Source organism: Pseudomonas sp. EL_65y_Pfl1_R83 (genome assembly GCF_963970695.1).
In the GTDB taxonomy this organism is placed as follows: Bacteria; Pseudomonadota; Gammaproteobacteria; order Pseudomonadales; family Pseudomonadaceae; genus Aquipseudomonas; species Aquipseudomonas tritici.
The window spans coordinates 129463-143414 of the sequence record NZ_CAXAQI010000012.1 but is presented as its reverse complement, the minus strand read 5'-3'; the positions used below and the strand labels follow the sequence as shown (position 1 = coordinate 143414).

General features: G+C 59.6%; 14 protein-coding genes. All 14 read right to left on the bottom strand.

Features of this window, described 5'->3' with window-relative positions; all coding sequences use genetic code 11:
* Window positions 1-130: 130 nt before the first annotated feature.
* Complete coding sequence (locus tag AACY08_RS18290) at window positions 131-922, bottom strand: amidohydrolase (protein WP_339470740.1); 792 nt, start codon at window positions 920-922, stop codon at window positions 131-133.
* Window positions 910-2058, bottom strand: a complete 1149-nt coding sequence (locus tag AACY08_RS18285) for a pyridoxal phosphate-dependent aminotransferase (RefSeq protein WP_339470739.1) — start codon at window positions 2056-2058, stop codon at window positions 910-912. Before AACY08_RS18285 ends, AACY08_RS18290 begins: the two co-directional genes overlap by 13 nt.
* Before the next feature lie 114 nt (window positions 2059-2172).
* On the bottom strand, window positions 2173-3642 hold the full coding sequence (gene der / locus AACY08_RS18280) for a ribosome biogenesis GTPase Der (protein ID WP_049711641.1): 1470 nt from the start codon (window positions 3640-3642) through the stop codon (window positions 2173-2175).
* Between the two features lie 134 nt (window positions 3643-3776).
* A complete protein-coding gene (gene bamB / locus AACY08_RS18275; protein WP_339470738.1) occupies window positions 3777-4928 on the bottom strand; it encodes an outer membrane protein assembly factor BamB in 1152 nt (383 codons plus the stop codon).
* Entirely contained in the window at window positions 4921-5562 is a 642-nt protein-coding gene (locus AACY08_RS18270) for a YfgM family protein (protein ID WP_339420559.1), read from the bottom strand. Before AACY08_RS18270 ends, bamB begins: the two co-directional genes overlap by 8 nt.
* A gap of 41 nt (window positions 5563-5603) precedes the next feature.
* A complete protein-coding gene (gene hisS, locus AACY08_RS18265) occupies window positions 5604-6893 on the bottom strand; it encodes a histidine--tRNA ligase (RefSeq protein WP_049711638.1) in 1290 nt (429 codons plus the stop codon).
* 23 nt (window positions 6894-6916) lie between these two features.
* Complete coding sequence (ispG, locus tag AACY08_RS18260) at window positions 6917-8026, bottom strand: flavodoxin-dependent (E)-4-hydroxy-3-methylbut-2-enyl-diphosphate synthase (protein ID WP_099585613.1); 1110 nt, start codon at window positions 8024-8026, stop codon at window positions 6917-6919.
* 2 nt (window positions 8027-8028) lie between these two features.
* The gene (locus tag AACY08_RS18255) at window positions 8029-9018 is read right to left on the bottom strand and encodes a RodZ family helix-turn-helix domain-containing protein (protein ID WP_339470737.1); all 990 of its coding nucleotides are present in this window, start codon (window positions 9016-9018) and stop codon (window positions 8029-8031) included.
* Window positions 9018-9776 carry a type IV pilus biogenesis/stability protein PilW gene (gene pilW, locus AACY08_RS18250; RefSeq protein WP_339470735.1) on the bottom strand — a complete coding sequence of 253 codons (759 nt, stop codon included), beginning with the start codon at window positions 9774-9776 and terminating at the stop codon, window positions 9018-9020. Before pilW ends, AACY08_RS18255 begins: the two co-directional genes overlap by 1 nt.
* 12 nt (window positions 9777-9788) lie before the next feature.
* Window positions 9789-10937, bottom strand: coding sequence for a 23S rRNA (adenine(2503)-C(2))-methyltransferase RlmN (rlmN, locus tag AACY08_RS18245; RefSeq protein WP_049711635.1), 1149 nt, complete (start codon window positions 10935-10937; stop codon window positions 9789-9791).
* Window positions 10938-10966: 29 nt separating this feature from the next.
* A complete protein-coding gene (gene ndk / locus AACY08_RS18240) occupies window positions 10967-11392 on the bottom strand; it encodes a nucleoside-diphosphate kinase (protein WP_003175956.1) in 426 nt (141 codons plus the stop codon).
* Window positions 11393-11484: 92 nt separating this feature from the next.
* The gene (gene iscX, locus AACY08_RS18235) at window positions 11485-11685 is read right to left on the bottom strand and encodes a Fe-S cluster assembly protein IscX (protein WP_032879605.1); all 201 of its coding nucleotides are present in this window, start codon (window positions 11683-11685) and stop codon (window positions 11485-11487) included.
* A 14-nt stretch (window positions 11686-11699) separates the two neighbouring features.
* The gene (fdx, locus tag AACY08_RS18230; RefSeq protein WP_015885743.1) at window positions 11700-12041 is read right to left on the bottom strand and encodes an ISC system 2Fe-2S type ferredoxin; all 342 of its coding nucleotides are present in this window, start codon (window positions 12039-12041) and stop codon (window positions 11700-11702) included.
* Between the two features lie 3 nt (window positions 12042-12044).
* Window positions 12045-13907, bottom strand: a complete 1863-nt coding sequence (hscA, locus tag AACY08_RS18225; RefSeq protein ID WP_339470734.1) for a Fe-S protein assembly chaperone HscA — start codon at window positions 13905-13907, stop codon at window positions 12045-12047.
* Window positions 13908-13952: the final 45 nt, after the last annotated feature.

The following is a 13952-nucleotide window of genomic DNA, read 5'->3' as shown; positions in this document are numbered from 1 at the left end:
TGTGGTGTCGGTGAGGACCTCTTCGCGAGCAAGCCCGTTCCCACATTGAACCGCGTGTTTCCTGTAGGAATGCGCTCGAAATGTGTGCGGGCTTGCTCGCGAATACAATCTCCCAGGCACGGCAAACCCGTCAGACAAACTGAAAGCTATCGGCATCCAGGTTCGCCGGAAATCGGGTGCGATACGCCGCCAGCTCAGCCGCCTCGAGGCACACCTGAAACACCCCATCCGCCTCCCCCGCACTCAGCAAGGTCTCACCCTGGAAGTCCAACACCTGACTATCACCGGTGTAGGCAAACCCCTTCCCGTCCGTCCCCACCCGATTCACGGCCGCCACATAGCACAGGTTTTCAATCGCCCGCGCCGGCAGCAGCCGATTCCAATGCTGGCGCCGAGCGCCCGGCCAGTTGGCCGTGTACAGCAGCAGGTCGGTGTCCTGAGCATCGCGGCTCCACACCGGAAAGCGCAGGTCGTAGCAAATCAACGGGCGAATACGCCAGCCCTTCAACTCAAATTGCACCTGCCGCTCGCCGGGGGTGTAGTGATCGTGCTCGCCGGCCATGCGGAACAGGTGGCGCTTGTCGTAATGCTGCACCTCGCCATCCGGCCGCGCCCAGAGCAGGCGGTTGCGGTGGCTGCCGTCGGCGGCCCGGATGATCACGCTGCCGGTGATCACCGCGTTGTACTTCGCTGCCTGGGCCTGGAGCCATCGACGGGTCGGGCCGCTCTCCGGTTCGGCCAGGGAGCCTGACTCCATGGAGAAACCGGTGGTGAACATCTCCGGCAGCACGATCAGATCGGCGCCCCTGGCCTGGTCCAGCAGCAGTTCGAAATGTTCCAGGTTGGCCTGGCGGTCATGCCAGGCCAGGGTGGTCTGGACCAGGGCGAGGTTCAGGTTCGGTAACGCAGTCAAATCACGCATAGTTTCTCGGCTGCTTGTTGCAGCGTTTCCTCGCGCTTGGCAAAGCACAGGCGCACCAGGCGCTGGCCTTGGGGTGGGGTCTGGTAGAACACCGAGACCGGGATGGTTGCCACGCCGTGTTCGCGGGTCATCCACAGGGACATGGCGACGTCGTCCAGGTCCGGGCGGATCTGTGAGTAATCGACCAACTGAAAGTAGGTGCCGGTGACGGGGGTAAAGCTGAAACGTGACGGAGCCAGCAGGTCACAGAACAGGTCGCGCTTGGCCTGGTAGAACGCCGGCAGCTCATCGACGTGCTCTGGATGTTCGGCCATAAAATCGGCCAATGCGAACTGGAGCGGCGTCACGCCGCAAAAATTAACGTACTGGTGCACCTTGCGCAGTTCGGCCGTGAGGGCCGATGGCGCGATGACGTAGCCGGTTTTCCAGCCGGTGACATGGTAGGTCTTGCCGAAGGAACTGACCACGAACGCGCGCTGATACAGTTCTTCGTGGGCCAGCACGCTGACATGGGGCACACCGTCGAATACCAGGTGTTCGTAGACCTCGTCGCTGACCAAGTAGATATCGCGGTCGCGGATCAACTCCGCCAACTGGTCCAACTCGGCGCGGCAGACCAAGGCGCCAGTGGGATTGTGCGGCGTGTTGAGGATGATCATGCGCGTGCGCGGCGACAGCGCGGCCTTGATCTTTTCGAAGTCGAGAGCAAAGCCTTGCAGGCTCAGTTGCACATGCACGCAACGGCCACCGGCCAGTTCGACCGAGGGCTCATAGCTGTCATAGCAAGGGTCGAACACAATGACTTCATCGCCACTGCGAATCACCGCCTGGATCGCGCAGAAGATCGCAGCAGTAGCCCCAGGGGTAATGGTCACTTCGCTGTCGGCATCCACCGTGGCGCCATAACTGCGGGCGATCTTGGCCGCCACTTGCTGGCGCAGGGCTGGCAGGCCAGCCATCGGTGAATATTGGTTGTGTCCGCTGGCAACGTGCTTGCCCACGGCATCGAGCAAACCTTGGGGGCCATTGAAGTCCGGGAAGCCCTGGGACAGGTTGAGCGCACCGGTTTCGGCAGCGAGTTGCGACATGGTGGTAAAAATGGTGGTGCCGACATTCGGCAGCTTGCTGGTGATCATCGGAGCCCCCTGCAGGTGAGCCCAAGTTTTAAGCTGCCAATTGCAGCGGGTCAAGGCACAAACCGTCGCGCACAAAAAAGGGCTCGCAATGAGCCCTTTTTTGACACGTCGATATCAGCGTTTGTCGCGACGCTTTTTGTCGGCTTTCTTGTGGTGCGTCATCATCCGGCGTTTTTTATTCACTTGGCGGTCGGTGAGGCTGTTCTTGTTACCTTCGTACGGGTTCTCGCCACCCTTGAACTCGATACGGATCGGCGTACCGACCAGCTTCAAGACGCGGCGGTAAGTGTTTTCCAGGTAACGCACGTAGGACTTCGGCACCTTCTCGATCTGGTTACCGTGAATCACGATAATCGGCGGGTTGGCACCACCCAAGTGGGCGTAACGCAGCTTGATCCGGCGGTTGTTGACCATCGGCGGCGCGTGCTCGCCAACGGCATCTTCCAGGATCTGGGTGAGGCGGTTGGTCGGCCAGCGGGTGACCGCGGACTTGAACGAGTTCTGTACGGAGGCGTAGAGGTTGCCTACGCCGGTGCCGTGCAGTGCCGAGATAAAGTGGATATCGGCGAACTCGACGAAGAACAAGCGACGCTGCAGCTCGATCTTGACGAAGTCGCGCTCGCTCGGCGTCATGCCGTCCCACTTGTTGATCGCGATCACCAGTGCCCGACCGGCTTCCAGGGCAAAGCCCAGCAAGTTCAGGTCGTGGTCGACCACGCCTTCGCGGGCGTCCATCACGAAGATCACCACGTTGGCGTCTTTGATCGCCTGCAGGGTTTTCACCACCGAGAACTTTTCAACTTCCTCGTGGATCTTGCCGCGCTTGCGCACACCGGCGGTGTCGATCAGCGTGTACTTTTCTTCGTTACGTTCGAACGGGATGTAGATACTGTCGCGGGTGGTGCCGGGCTCGTCATAGACGATTACCCGGTCTTCACCGAGCATGCGGTTGACCAGGGTCGACTTGCCGACGTTAGGGCGACCGATGATGGCGATCTTGATACCGTCTTTTTCACTCGGGCCAGGAATGCGCTTGGCCTCCTCACCTTCGGCGACGATCTCTTCTTCACCCTCTTCTTCCTCAGCGTCATCCTTCGGAAAGGTGCTGAGGGCAATTTCCAGCATCTGGGTGATGCCGCGACCGTGGGCACCGGCGACCGGGATCGCGTCGCCCAGGCCCATCGGGCTGAATTCGGCACGGGCCTGCTCAGGATCGATGTTGTCGATCTTGTTGGCGACCAAATAGGAACGCTTGTTACGCTTGCGCAGGTGCTCGCCAATCATTTGGTCGGCAGCGGTATAGCCCGCGCGGGCATCCACCAGGAACAACACAACATCGGCTTCTTCAATGGCCAGCAGCGACTGCTCGGCCATCTTTTCGTCCATGCCATGCTCGTCACCGGAGATACCACCGGTGTCGACAATAATGTAGGAGCGCCCTTGCCACTTTGCCTCACCGTATTGGCGATCACGGGTCAGACCGGACAAGTCGCCGACGATGGCGTCGCGAGTCCTGGTCAGGCGGTTGAACAAGGTGGACTTGCCGACGTTAGGTCGGCCCACCAGGGCGATTACGGGAACCATGCGGCTCTCCACTTCGTTATTTCAGAAAATACAAAAGCCGCTGCAAGGCAGCGGCTGGTGCTCGGGGCAGCATAATAAAATGCCGCATGCCCCGCCGAAGCGGGGCCGCCTGGGTGTTACCCCAAGCATAGTTCTTACTTGATGGTCAGGGCTTCCAGCTTGCCGCTGTTGCCATACACATAAAGCATGTTACCCACCACCAGCGGACGCGCACGCAGGCCGTCGCTGTCGATACGCTCGCGACCCACGAAGCGACCGTCTACCTGGCTCAGCAGGTGCAGGTAGCCTTCGAAGTCACCGACCGCGACGTAGCTGGAGAACACTTCCGGTGCCGACAGTTGGCGGCGAGCCAGGGAGTCGTTGCTCCACAGTGAGGTGGTGGAACGCTCGTCGACACTTTCAACGGTGCCGGACGCAAGGCTTACGTAGACGCTGCCAAACCCTTGGGCGACACCTGCGTAGCTGGAAGCATCACGCTGCCAGTTAACGCGGCCGCTCTGCAGGTCCAGTGCGGCAACACGGCCCTGGTAAGTGGCGACATAGAGGGTTTCACCGGACAGCAGTAAACCGCCGTCGATGTCCACTACGCGCTCCAGCTCGGAACGACCTTGCGGAATGGCCACACGGGTTTCCCAGACCGGCACGCCGTTCTGAGTGTTCAGGGCGACCACTTTACCGGTCGACAGGCCCGCAACGGCCAGATTGTTGGTCACAATCGGACCACTGGTACCACGCAACGTCAGCACCGCAGGGGTGCTGTCGTACAACCAGCGCTGTTCGCCAGTGTTGGCGTCGAGGCCGATGAGGCGGTCCTCCTGCGTCTGTACCACGACGATATCGCCGTTGGTAGCAGGCGGTGCGAGTACTTCACTGCTCACGCGAGCGCGCCACTTCTCTTCACCGGTGCTGGAATCCAGCGCCACGACTTCGCCCTTGAGCGTGCCGAGCAACACCATGCCATAACCCACGCCAACGGCGCCGGAGACAGGCAATTCGAGATCCTTGGACCACTTCACGTCGCCGTTCATGCGGTCCATGGAGGTCACAACGCCGGTCACGTCAGCGGCCACAATGTTGTCACCGTCGATTGCCGGTACCAACATGTTGTAGGTGTCGCCCTGACCATCACCAATGGAGCGGCTCCACTGCTTTTGCAGGACCACTTCTTCCTTGAAGCTGGTCAGCTCGGCAGGAGGCAGTTCTTTTTTACTGTTGCTGCTGCAACCCGCGGCCAGAACGGCCAGAGCCAGCAATGCTGCATGTTTCCAACGGATCACGTCACGCATCCCCTTTGGCCAAGTCGTCCAGCTTGATTTGTAAGCCACCGACCGCTGCTTCATCAGACAGCGCCGCCTTGGCTTTTTTGTACGCAGCATTGGCTTCGTCGGTACGACCCAATTGGACCAACAGGTCGCCCTTGAGCTCTTCGCGAGTGGCTACAAATGCCTTGTCAGCATCGCCGTCGAGCAGTTTGAGTGCTTCGTCAGCCTTGTTCTGTGCCGCGAGAACCTGAGCCAGACGCTGACGTGCGATTTCACCCAGGGTCGGGTTGGTCGGCTTGTCAGCGACAGCCTTCAGCTCTGCGGCGGCGTCGTCCAGCTTGCCAGTGTCGACTGCGACTTTCGCGACGAACAGGCTGCCGTATTGGGCGTAGGTGCTACCGCCGAATTCGCTCTTCAGCTTGCCGGCCAAATCGGCGACCTGCGCCGGATCAGGCTTGCCGTCCGGCGTCAGCGTGGTTTCCAGCAACTGCTGATAGAGGATCGAGGCGCCTTGGGACTGGTTGGCCTGATATTTGGTCCAGGCTTGCCAGCCGAACACCACCACTAAAGCCAGCAGACCGCCAGTAACCAGGGGCTTGCCATTACGCTGCCACCAGTCCTTGAAATCGGCCAGTTGATCATCATCAGAACTCGACACCCCAGTACTCCTTAATCGCTAAATTCGGCTGTTCGACAGCTTCAACCCTGCACGACGCAGGTGGCCAAGTGCGCAGCGAGCGCATCAAAGGCAATGTTCTGTTGCTCGCCCTGGCCACGCAGGGGTTTAAAACCTATCACTTGCTGGGCCAACTCGTCATCGCCGAGGATCAATGCATACAGCGCACCGCTCTTGTCGGCCTTCTTGAACTGGCTCTTGAAGCTGCCAGCGCCGGCATTAACCTGCAGGCGCAGGTTCGGCAGTTGGTCGCGCACTTTTTCGCTCAGGGCCAGGGCCGCCAGTTCGGCAGCCTCGCCAAAGGCGCAGAGGTACACGTCCACCTGACGGGAAATCTCTTCAGGGACTTGCTCCAGCGTTTCCAGCAGCAGGATCAGCCGCTCGATGCCCATGGCGAAGCCCACACCCGTGGTCGGCTTGCCGCCCATCTGCTCGACCAGGCCGTCGTAGCGGCCACCGGCACACACAGTGCCCTGGGCGCCGAGTTTGTCGGTGACCCACTCGAACACGGTCTTGCTGTAGTAATCGAGGCCGCGCACCAGCTTGGTGTTGATCACGAACGGAATACCGGCCGCATCCAGGCGAGCCTTGAGGCCCTCGAAGTGGATACGGGATTCGTCGTCCAGGTAATCGGCCATTTTCGGCGCATTGACCAATACAGCCTGGGTATCGGCGTTCTTGGTGTCCAGCACGCGCAGCGGGTTGGTCTTCAGGCGGCGCTGGCTGTCTTCGTCCAACTTGTCCAGGTGGGCCGACAGGTACTCGACCAAGGCGACCTTGTAGCGGCCGCGGGATTCGCTGGTGCCCAGGCTGTTGAGCTCAAGCTTGACCGCGTCGCGGATACCCAGCAGGCCCCACAGGCGCCAGGTCAATACGATCAGCTCGGCATCAATGTCTGGGCCATCGATGTTGAACACTTCTAGGCCAATCTGGTGGAACTGGCGATAACGACCTTTTTGCGGACGTTCGTGGCGGAACATCGGGCCGATGTACCACAACTTCTGAGGCTGGCCAGCACCGGTGAGACCATGCTCAAGCACGGCACGCACGCATGCAGCAGTGCCTTCGGGACGCAGGGTCAGGGAGTCGCCGTTGCGGTCTTCAAAGGTGTACATCTCTTTTTCGACGATGTCGGTCACTTCACCGATGGAGCGTTTGAACAGCTCGGTGAACTCGACGATCGGCATGCGGATCTGCTTGTAACCGTAGTTATCCAGCAGGCGCGCGACAGTGCTCTCGAAGTAGCGCCACAGGGGCGTCTGCTCCGGCAGGATGTCGTTCATGCCACGAATGGCTTGCAGAGACTTGCTCACATCAAATCCTTAAATTCGTTCAATCAGCCGCGCGCGATCAGCGCTGCGTCAGCGGCGACCTTTTCGGCCGCTTTCTCGCGGATCAGTCTTTCGAGCTCATCCACCAGATTGTCATTCGTTAACTTCTGCGCTGGCTTGCCGTCGATGTAGATCAGGTTCGGGGTACCGCCAGTCAGGCCCACATGGGCTTCCTTGGCTTCACCCGGCCCGTTGACCACGCAACCGATCACTGCAACATCCAGCGGCACCAGCAGGTCTTCGAGGCGCAATTCCAGATCGTTCATGGTTTTCACCACGTCGAAGTTCTGCCGCGAGCAGCTAGGGCAGGCAATGAAATTGATGCCACGGGAACGCAAACGCAGGGATTTGAGAATGTCGTAACCGACCTTCACTTCCTCTACGGGGTCTGCCGCCAGCGAGATGCGGATAGTATCGCCAATCCCTTCGGCGAGCAGCATACCGAGACCCACCGCAGATTTCACTGTGCCTGAGCGTAAACCACCCGCTTCAGTGATACCCAAGTGCAGCGGCTGTACGATTTCCTTGGCCAGCAGGCGATAGGCTTCGACCGCCATGAAGACGTCGGAGGCCTTTACGCTGACCTTGAAGTCCTGAAAATTCAGGCGTTCAAGGTGCTCAACGTGGCGCAGTGCTGACTCAACCAGCGCCGCCGGGGTCGGCTCGCCGTACTTCTTTTGCAGGTCTTTTTCCAGGGAGCCGGCGTTGACGCCGATGCGGATTGGAATCCCGCGATCACGGGCAGCGTCCACCACGGCGCGCACACGGTCTTCGCGACCAATGTTGCCCGGGTTGATCCGCAGGCAATCCACACCCAGTTCGGCTACGCGCAGGGCGATCTTGTAGTCGAAGTGAATGTCGGCAACCAACGGCACCTTGACCAGTTGCTTGATGCGCCCGAAAGCTTCGGCAGCGTCCATGTCCGGCACGGATACGCGCACGATGTCCACACCGGCAGCTTCCAGACGGTTGATCTGTGCAACGGTGGCGGCCACGTCATTGGTGTCGCTGTTGGTCATGCTTTGTACTGCGATGGGGGCATCGCCACCCACCGGCACCGAGCCGACCCAGATCTTGCGCGATACGCGACGTTTGATTGGAGATTCGCCGTGCATGACTATTGTCCCAACTTCAGGCGAGCTGTCTCGCCACTGGTGAACGGCGCCACGTCTACAGGCTGGCCGTTATAGACCACCTGCGCGCCCCGGGCGAAGCCCAGACGCAGCGTCAAAGGAGGCTTGCCGCCCTGATCAAGCGTATCTCCCTTACGCTTCAGACCGCTGAACAACACTTTGCCATTGCCATCGGTGAGTTGCGTCCAGCAGTCAGCGACGAAGGTGATCTGCACGCGGCCATCACCGGCGATCAGCGCTGGGGTGGTGGGCGGCGAAATCGCAGGGGCAGCTGGCGTGGTAGTCGCTGGCGCTTGCACTGGGGCGGTCGATGTATGGGGCTGGGCAGCCGGAACAGCCGGAGTGTGAGCCGGCGCAGCTGGCGTCGCAGGTACGGCGGCGGTCGTGGCAGGCGCGGCTTCTGGTACGGGTTGCTCGGCGACGGGTGCTTCAGGCGCGGCCTGGCCCTCGGCAACCGCCTGGTCTTCGGGCTCATCCAACGGATGAATCTGAGTGGTGCCGTCGGCGCTTTCGACTTCGACGTGCTCCATGGCGTTGCTGGTCATGTCCTTGGTGCGCTGGGCGGCCTGGTCTTGCCACCAGACGAAACCGCCGCCAATGACAGCAATCAGCAACAACAGGCTGACAATTCGCAAAATAGTGTGGGAAACCCGCACCGGCTCTTCGATTCGACCCAAGCCATGCACATTGCTGCCTTGGGAGTCGGTACCGGTGAATTGATCGAATTGCTGGACCAATATGGCCTGGTCAATACCCAGCAATTTGGCATAGGCACGGATATAGCCACGGGCAAAGGTATGCCCAGGCAGCTTATCGAAGGCGCCAGCTTCCAGATTGCCCAGGGACGTCGTGGTCAAATTGAGCTTGAGGGCCACTTCCGCCAGCGACCAACCATTGCTTTCGCGGGCCTGACGCAAGGTGTCGCCTGGGTTTACGCGATTAGCTGCTACAACTTCCGGGTGCGACGCTTTCATCATTGCTCCGACAGGTATTGCTGATATTCCGGCGTACCGGGATAGAGTCGTTCGAGTTGCTGGCCAAAACGTGCGGCTGTGTCGCGTTCTTCATGAACCGTCGCCAAGCGCACACCGAGCAATAGACTACGTGCATTTTGCCCGCTGAGCAGGCTAAAACGCTCGTAATAGTCACGTGCCGGCACATAATGCCTGTCTTCGTAGGACAACTCAGCCATTTCGAGCAATGCTCGAGGCTGACGACCATTCAAATGCAGGGCTTTTTCCAGTTGTTGGCGGGCGCTGTCGCGTTGGCCGAGACGCATGGAGGTCACCCCGAGGTTCTCGAACACCCGCGAACGCTCAGGATAAAGGGTATCGGCGCTGGCTTGCTGGAAATAACGAGCGGCCTGGTCATAACGTTTCTGCGCAAACAGGAAGCTGCCGTAATTGTTCAGCAGCCGCGGGCCTGCAGGTTTTGAGGCGAGTGCCTTGAGGAAATACTGCTCAGCCAGTTCAGGCTCGGCCTGGGCCTGGAACACCAGTGCCAACGCGCCATTGGCGTCAGCATCGTCGCTGTCCAGTTCAAGGGCCTTCTTCAAAGGCACCTTGGCCTGCTCGTTCATGCCTTGCTGCAGGTAACCCATGCCCAATTGCACATAGGCAACTCGCGCCTCATCACGGCCTTTACCCGTGTGCATAGGGCTGTCATAACCCGATGAAACACAACCGGCCGCGAGACCGGTAACAAGCAAAAGCAGCGCAAGGCGCAAGGGCATAGAGATCCTCTCTCAGATTCGATTCACAGCAATCAGCGGCAAATCGTCGGCGGCGTTCAGTTCGCGTCCGGCGATATAACGTTCGCTGCGGCGGGTGCGGTCCATCACCTGCCCTACTAATTGGCCACAGGCGGCGTCGATGTCTTCACCACGGGTGGTGCGCACGGTGACGTTGTAACCGGCCTGGTGCAGTTGATCCTGGAAACGGCGGATGGCGTTGTTGCTCGGCCGCTCGTAGCCAGAATGGGGAAACGGGTTAAACGGAATCAGGTTGATCTTGCACGGGGTGTTCTTGAGCAGTTCGATCATCTCGACCGCGTGCTCGACCTTGTCATTGATGTCCTTGAGCATGGTGTACTCAATGGTCAACACGCGCTTCTCGCCCAACGTTGCCATGTAGCGCTGGCAAGATTCGAGCAGCATCTTAAGCGGATACTTCTTGTTGATTGGCACCAATTGGTTACGCAATGCGTCATTCGGTGCGTGCAGCGACAACGCCAGGGAGACGTCGATGTGCTTGGCCAGCTCATCGATCATCGGCACCACGCCAGAGGTCGACAGGGTCACACGGCGCTTGGAGATGCCGTAGCCCAGGTCGTCCATCATCAGGTGCATGGCCGCGATCACGTTGTCGAAGTTCAGCAGCGGCTCACCCATGCCCATCATCACCACGTTGGTGATGGCACGGTCGACGGTCGCCGGGACGCTGCCAAAGGATTTGTTGGCAATCCACACCTGGCCGATGACTTCAGCGGCGGTGAGGTTGCTATTGAAGCCTTGCTTGCCGGTGGAGCAGAAACTGCAGTCCAGGGCACAGCCTGCCTGGGACGAAACGCACAAAGTGCCACGTTTGCCCTGGGGAATGTACACGGTCTCGACGCAACTGCCGGACGCCACACGCACCACCCATTTACGGGTGCCGTCGGTGGAGATGTCCTCGCTGACAACCTCGGGACCACGGACCTCAGCAATGGCCTTGAGCTTGTCGCGCAGGGCCTTGCTGACGTTCGTCATGGCGTCGAAATCGTCGACGCCAAAGTGGTGAATCCATTTCATTACCTGACCGGCACGGAAGCGCTTCTCCCCGATTGAGTCGAAGAATTTCTCCATTTCCGGCTGAGTCAGACCCAGCAGGTTGGTTTTCACAGTCGATGTAGTCATGGATTCACCCTCACTCTTTAAGCCAATGCTTAGCGAGCGGTTACTTCAGTAGCAGCGAAAAAGTACGAGATTTCGCGAGCAGCAGCGGCTTCGGAGTCCGAACCGTGTACAGCGTTGGCGTCGATGGATTCAGCGAAGTCAGCACGGATAGTGCCGGCAGCTGCTTCTTTAGGGTTGGTAGCGCCCATCAGCTCACGGTTCAGAGCGATAGCATTTTCGCCTTCCAGAACCTGAACAACAACAGGACCGGAGATCATGAAGGCCACCAGGTCGCCGAAGAAGCCACGAGCGCTGTGCTCAGCGTAGAAGCCTTCAGCTTCAGCTTTGGACAGTTGCTTGAGTTTCGAAGCTACAACCTTCAGGCCGGCTTTTTCGAAACGAGTGGTGATCTCGCCGATGACGTTTTTTGCAACAGCGTCAGGCTTGATGATGGAGAAAGTACGTTGAACAGCCATGGTGTAACTCCAGAAACGGTAATTTACGAAAAATTAAACCCGCGAATTATACGCGGGTTATTGGGTATTGCCTAACTGCGTAAAAAGGCGGTTCAGTCTGCTTCTTCGATCCACAGGCCTTGAATCGCCTCCAGGACCTTTTCGCCACCCCGGTCAGGGATGTCGTCGAAGTCCGGCAGCGCCATTACCAGATTGCGCAGCTTGACGAAGTTGACCGTAAGAGGATTGACCTCAGGATGAGCTTCAGCAAGTTGTATAGCGATTTCTTGTACATCAACCCATTTCAGGCTCATGACATTTCCTTGAATCAATGCGGCGCTTCGGCTGCATGGTTGAGGGAATATTTCGGAATTTCGACGGTAATGTCTTCCGTCCCGACCTTTGCCTGACAGCTTAGACGCGAAGTCGCTTCCAGGCCCCACGCGCGGTCAAGAAAGTCCTCTTCCAGCTCATCAGCCTCTTCAAGGCTGTTGAAGCCCTCGCGGATCACGCAGTGGCACGTGGTGCAGGCGCACACACCGCCGCAGGCGCTTTCGATCTCGATGTGGTTGTCATGGGCAACTTCGAGGATGGACTTGCCGGTCTCAGCCTCCACGACCATACCGTCCGGGCAGTGCTCGGCGTGTGGCAGAAAAATGACCTGCGGCATTAATTATTCCTCGATTTCATTCAGGTTGCGTCCCGCCAGGGCAGCTTTTACCGACTGGTCCATGCGGCGGGCGGCAAAGGCATCGGTCACTTGTGACAGACGCTTGGTCTGCTGCTCGATGGCGTAACCATCGGTGCCTTTCATCAGTTCGGCCAGCTCCTGCATCTGCAGGTCGATGACCATGCGCTCTTCGGCGTCCAACAGGCGCTCACCGTCAGCATCCAGGGCGCCCTGCACCGCTTCGAGCAAACGCTGGGCGTCGACCTGTTGCTCGCGCAATACGCGGGCGACCTTGTCGTCACCGGCATACTGGAACGAGTCCTTGAGCATCTTGGCGATTTCGCCATCGGTGAGGCCGTAGGACGGCTTTACCTGGATGCTGGCTTCAACGCCTGACGCCAGTTCACGGGCGGCCACGCTGAGCAGGCCGTCGGCATCCACCTGGTACGTCACGCGAATCTTCGCCGCACCAGCCACCATCGCCGGAATACCGCGCAATTCAAAACGCGCCAGGGAGCGGCAATCGCTGATCAGCTCGCGCTCGCCTTGCAACACATGGATCATCATGGCCGTCTGGCCATCTTTGTAAGTAGTAAAGTCTTGGGCGCGGGCGACAGGAATGGTGGTGTTACGTGGAATCACCTTCTCCATCAAACCGCCCATGGTTTCCAGCCCCAGGGACAACGGAATCACGTCAAGCAGCAGCAGCTCGCCGCCATCGCGCTTGTTGCCGGCCAGGGTATCGGCCTGGATCGCGGCACCAATGGCGACCACTTGATCCGGGTCGATTTCAGTCAGCGGCTGGCGACCAAAGGCTTCAGCGACAGCGTCACGAACGCGCGGCACACGGGTGGAACCACCGACCATGACCACGGCACCGACATCTTCTAGCTCGATACCGGAATCACGCACAGCGCGGCGACAGGCTTTCAGGCTACGGGCGACCATCGGCTCGATCAACGCATCGAAAGCTTCGCGCGTCAGCTGGGCCGACCAAGTGCCGTAGGACACTTCAATAAATGCAGCCTCCGTCAGCGCTTCCTTGGCGGCACAGGCGGTTTGCAGCAGGTTGCGCTGCTCGCCCGGGTCCAGGTCGGCAGACAAGCCGGCGCTGGTGATGATCCAGCCCGCGATGGCGTGATCGAAGTCATCTCCGCCCAAGGCAGTATCACCACCGGTGGCCAGGACTTCGAAGACACCGCCAGTCAGGCGCAGGATCGAGATATCAAAGGTGCCGCCGCCCAGGTCGTAAATGGCAACCAGGCCTTCGGCATGCTGGTCCAAACCGTAGGCCACAGCGGCTGCGGTTGGCTCATTGAGGAGGCGCAGCACGTTTAGACCGGCAAGTTTCGCCGCGTCCTTGGTGGCTTGGCGCTGGGCGTCATCGAAATAGGCCGGCACGGTGATCACCGCCCCTACCAGTTCGCCGCCCAAGGTGGTTTCTGCACGCTGGCGCAGCACCTTGAGGATATCGGCCGACACTTCCACCGGGCTTTTCGGGCCCTGGACGGTGTCGATAAACGGCATATGGGATTGGCCACCGATAAAGCGGTACGGCAGTTGGTCGCCCAGCTGCTTGACGTCGGACAGCCCGCGACCCATCAAGCGTTTGACCGACAGTACAGTGTTCAAAGGATCGGTAGACGCTGCCAATTTAGCCGACTCACCGACTTCGGTGCGATCAGCGTGATAGCGCACGGCGGACGGCAAGATAACCTGGCCATCGGCGTCGGGCAGCGGTTCGGACAGGCCGCTGCGCAAGGCAGCAACCAGGGAATTGGTGGTGCCCAGGTCAATCCCGACCGCCAGGCGACGCTGGTGCGGTTGGGGGCTTTGGCCGGGTTCGGCGATTTGCAGTAGGGCCATGGTAATCAGGTCTTATCTGTCTATCAGGCGTGCATCACGGGCAGC

Bases quoted from the DNA above. Each gene is read 5' to 3' on its own strand.
- AACY08_RS18290 (WP_339470740.1), bottom strand. From the start codon at position 922: ATGCGTGATTTGACTGCGTTACCGAACCTGAACCTCGCCCTGGTCCAG.
- AACY08_RS18285 (WP_339470739.1), bottom strand. From the start codon at position 2,058: ATGATCACCAGCAAGCTGCCGAATGTCGGCACCACCATTTTTACCACC.
- der (WP_049711641.1), bottom strand. From the start codon at position 3,642: ATGGTTCCCGTAATCGCCCTGGTGGGCCGACCTAACGTCGGCAAGTCC.
- bamB (WP_339470738.1), bottom strand. From the start codon at position 4,928: ATGCGTGACGTGATCCGTTGGAAACATGCAGCATTGCTGGCTCTGGCC.
- ispG (WP_099585613.1), bottom strand. From the start codon at position 8,026: ATGCACGGCGAATCTCCAATCAAACGTCGCGTATCGCGCAAGATCTGG.
- AACY08_RS18255 (WP_339470737.1), bottom strand. From the start codon at position 9,018: ATGAAAGCGTCGCACCCGGAAGTTGTAGCAGCTAATCGCGTAAACCCA.
- pilW (WP_339470735.1), bottom strand. From the start codon at position 9,776: ATGCCCTTGCGCCTTGCGCTGCTTTTGCTTGTTACCGGTCTCGCGGCC.
- rlmN (WP_049711635.1), bottom strand. From the start codon at position 10,937: ATGACTACATCGACTGTGAAAACCAACCTGCTGGGTCTGACTCAGCCG.
- ndk (WP_003175956.1), bottom strand. From the start codon at position 11,392: ATGGCTGTTCAACGTACTTTCTCCATCATCAAGCCTGACGCTGTTGCA.
- iscX (WP_032879605.1), bottom strand. From the start codon at position 11,685: ATGAGCCTGAAATGGGTTGATGTACAAGAAATCGCTATACAACTTGCT.
- fdx (WP_015885743.1), bottom strand. From the start codon at position 12,041: ATGCCGCAGGTCATTTTTCTGCCACACGCCGAGCACTGCCCGGACGGT.
- hscA (WP_339470734.1), bottom strand. From the start codon at position 13,907: ATGGCCCTACTGCAAATCGCCGAACCCGGCCAAAGCCCCCAACCGCAC.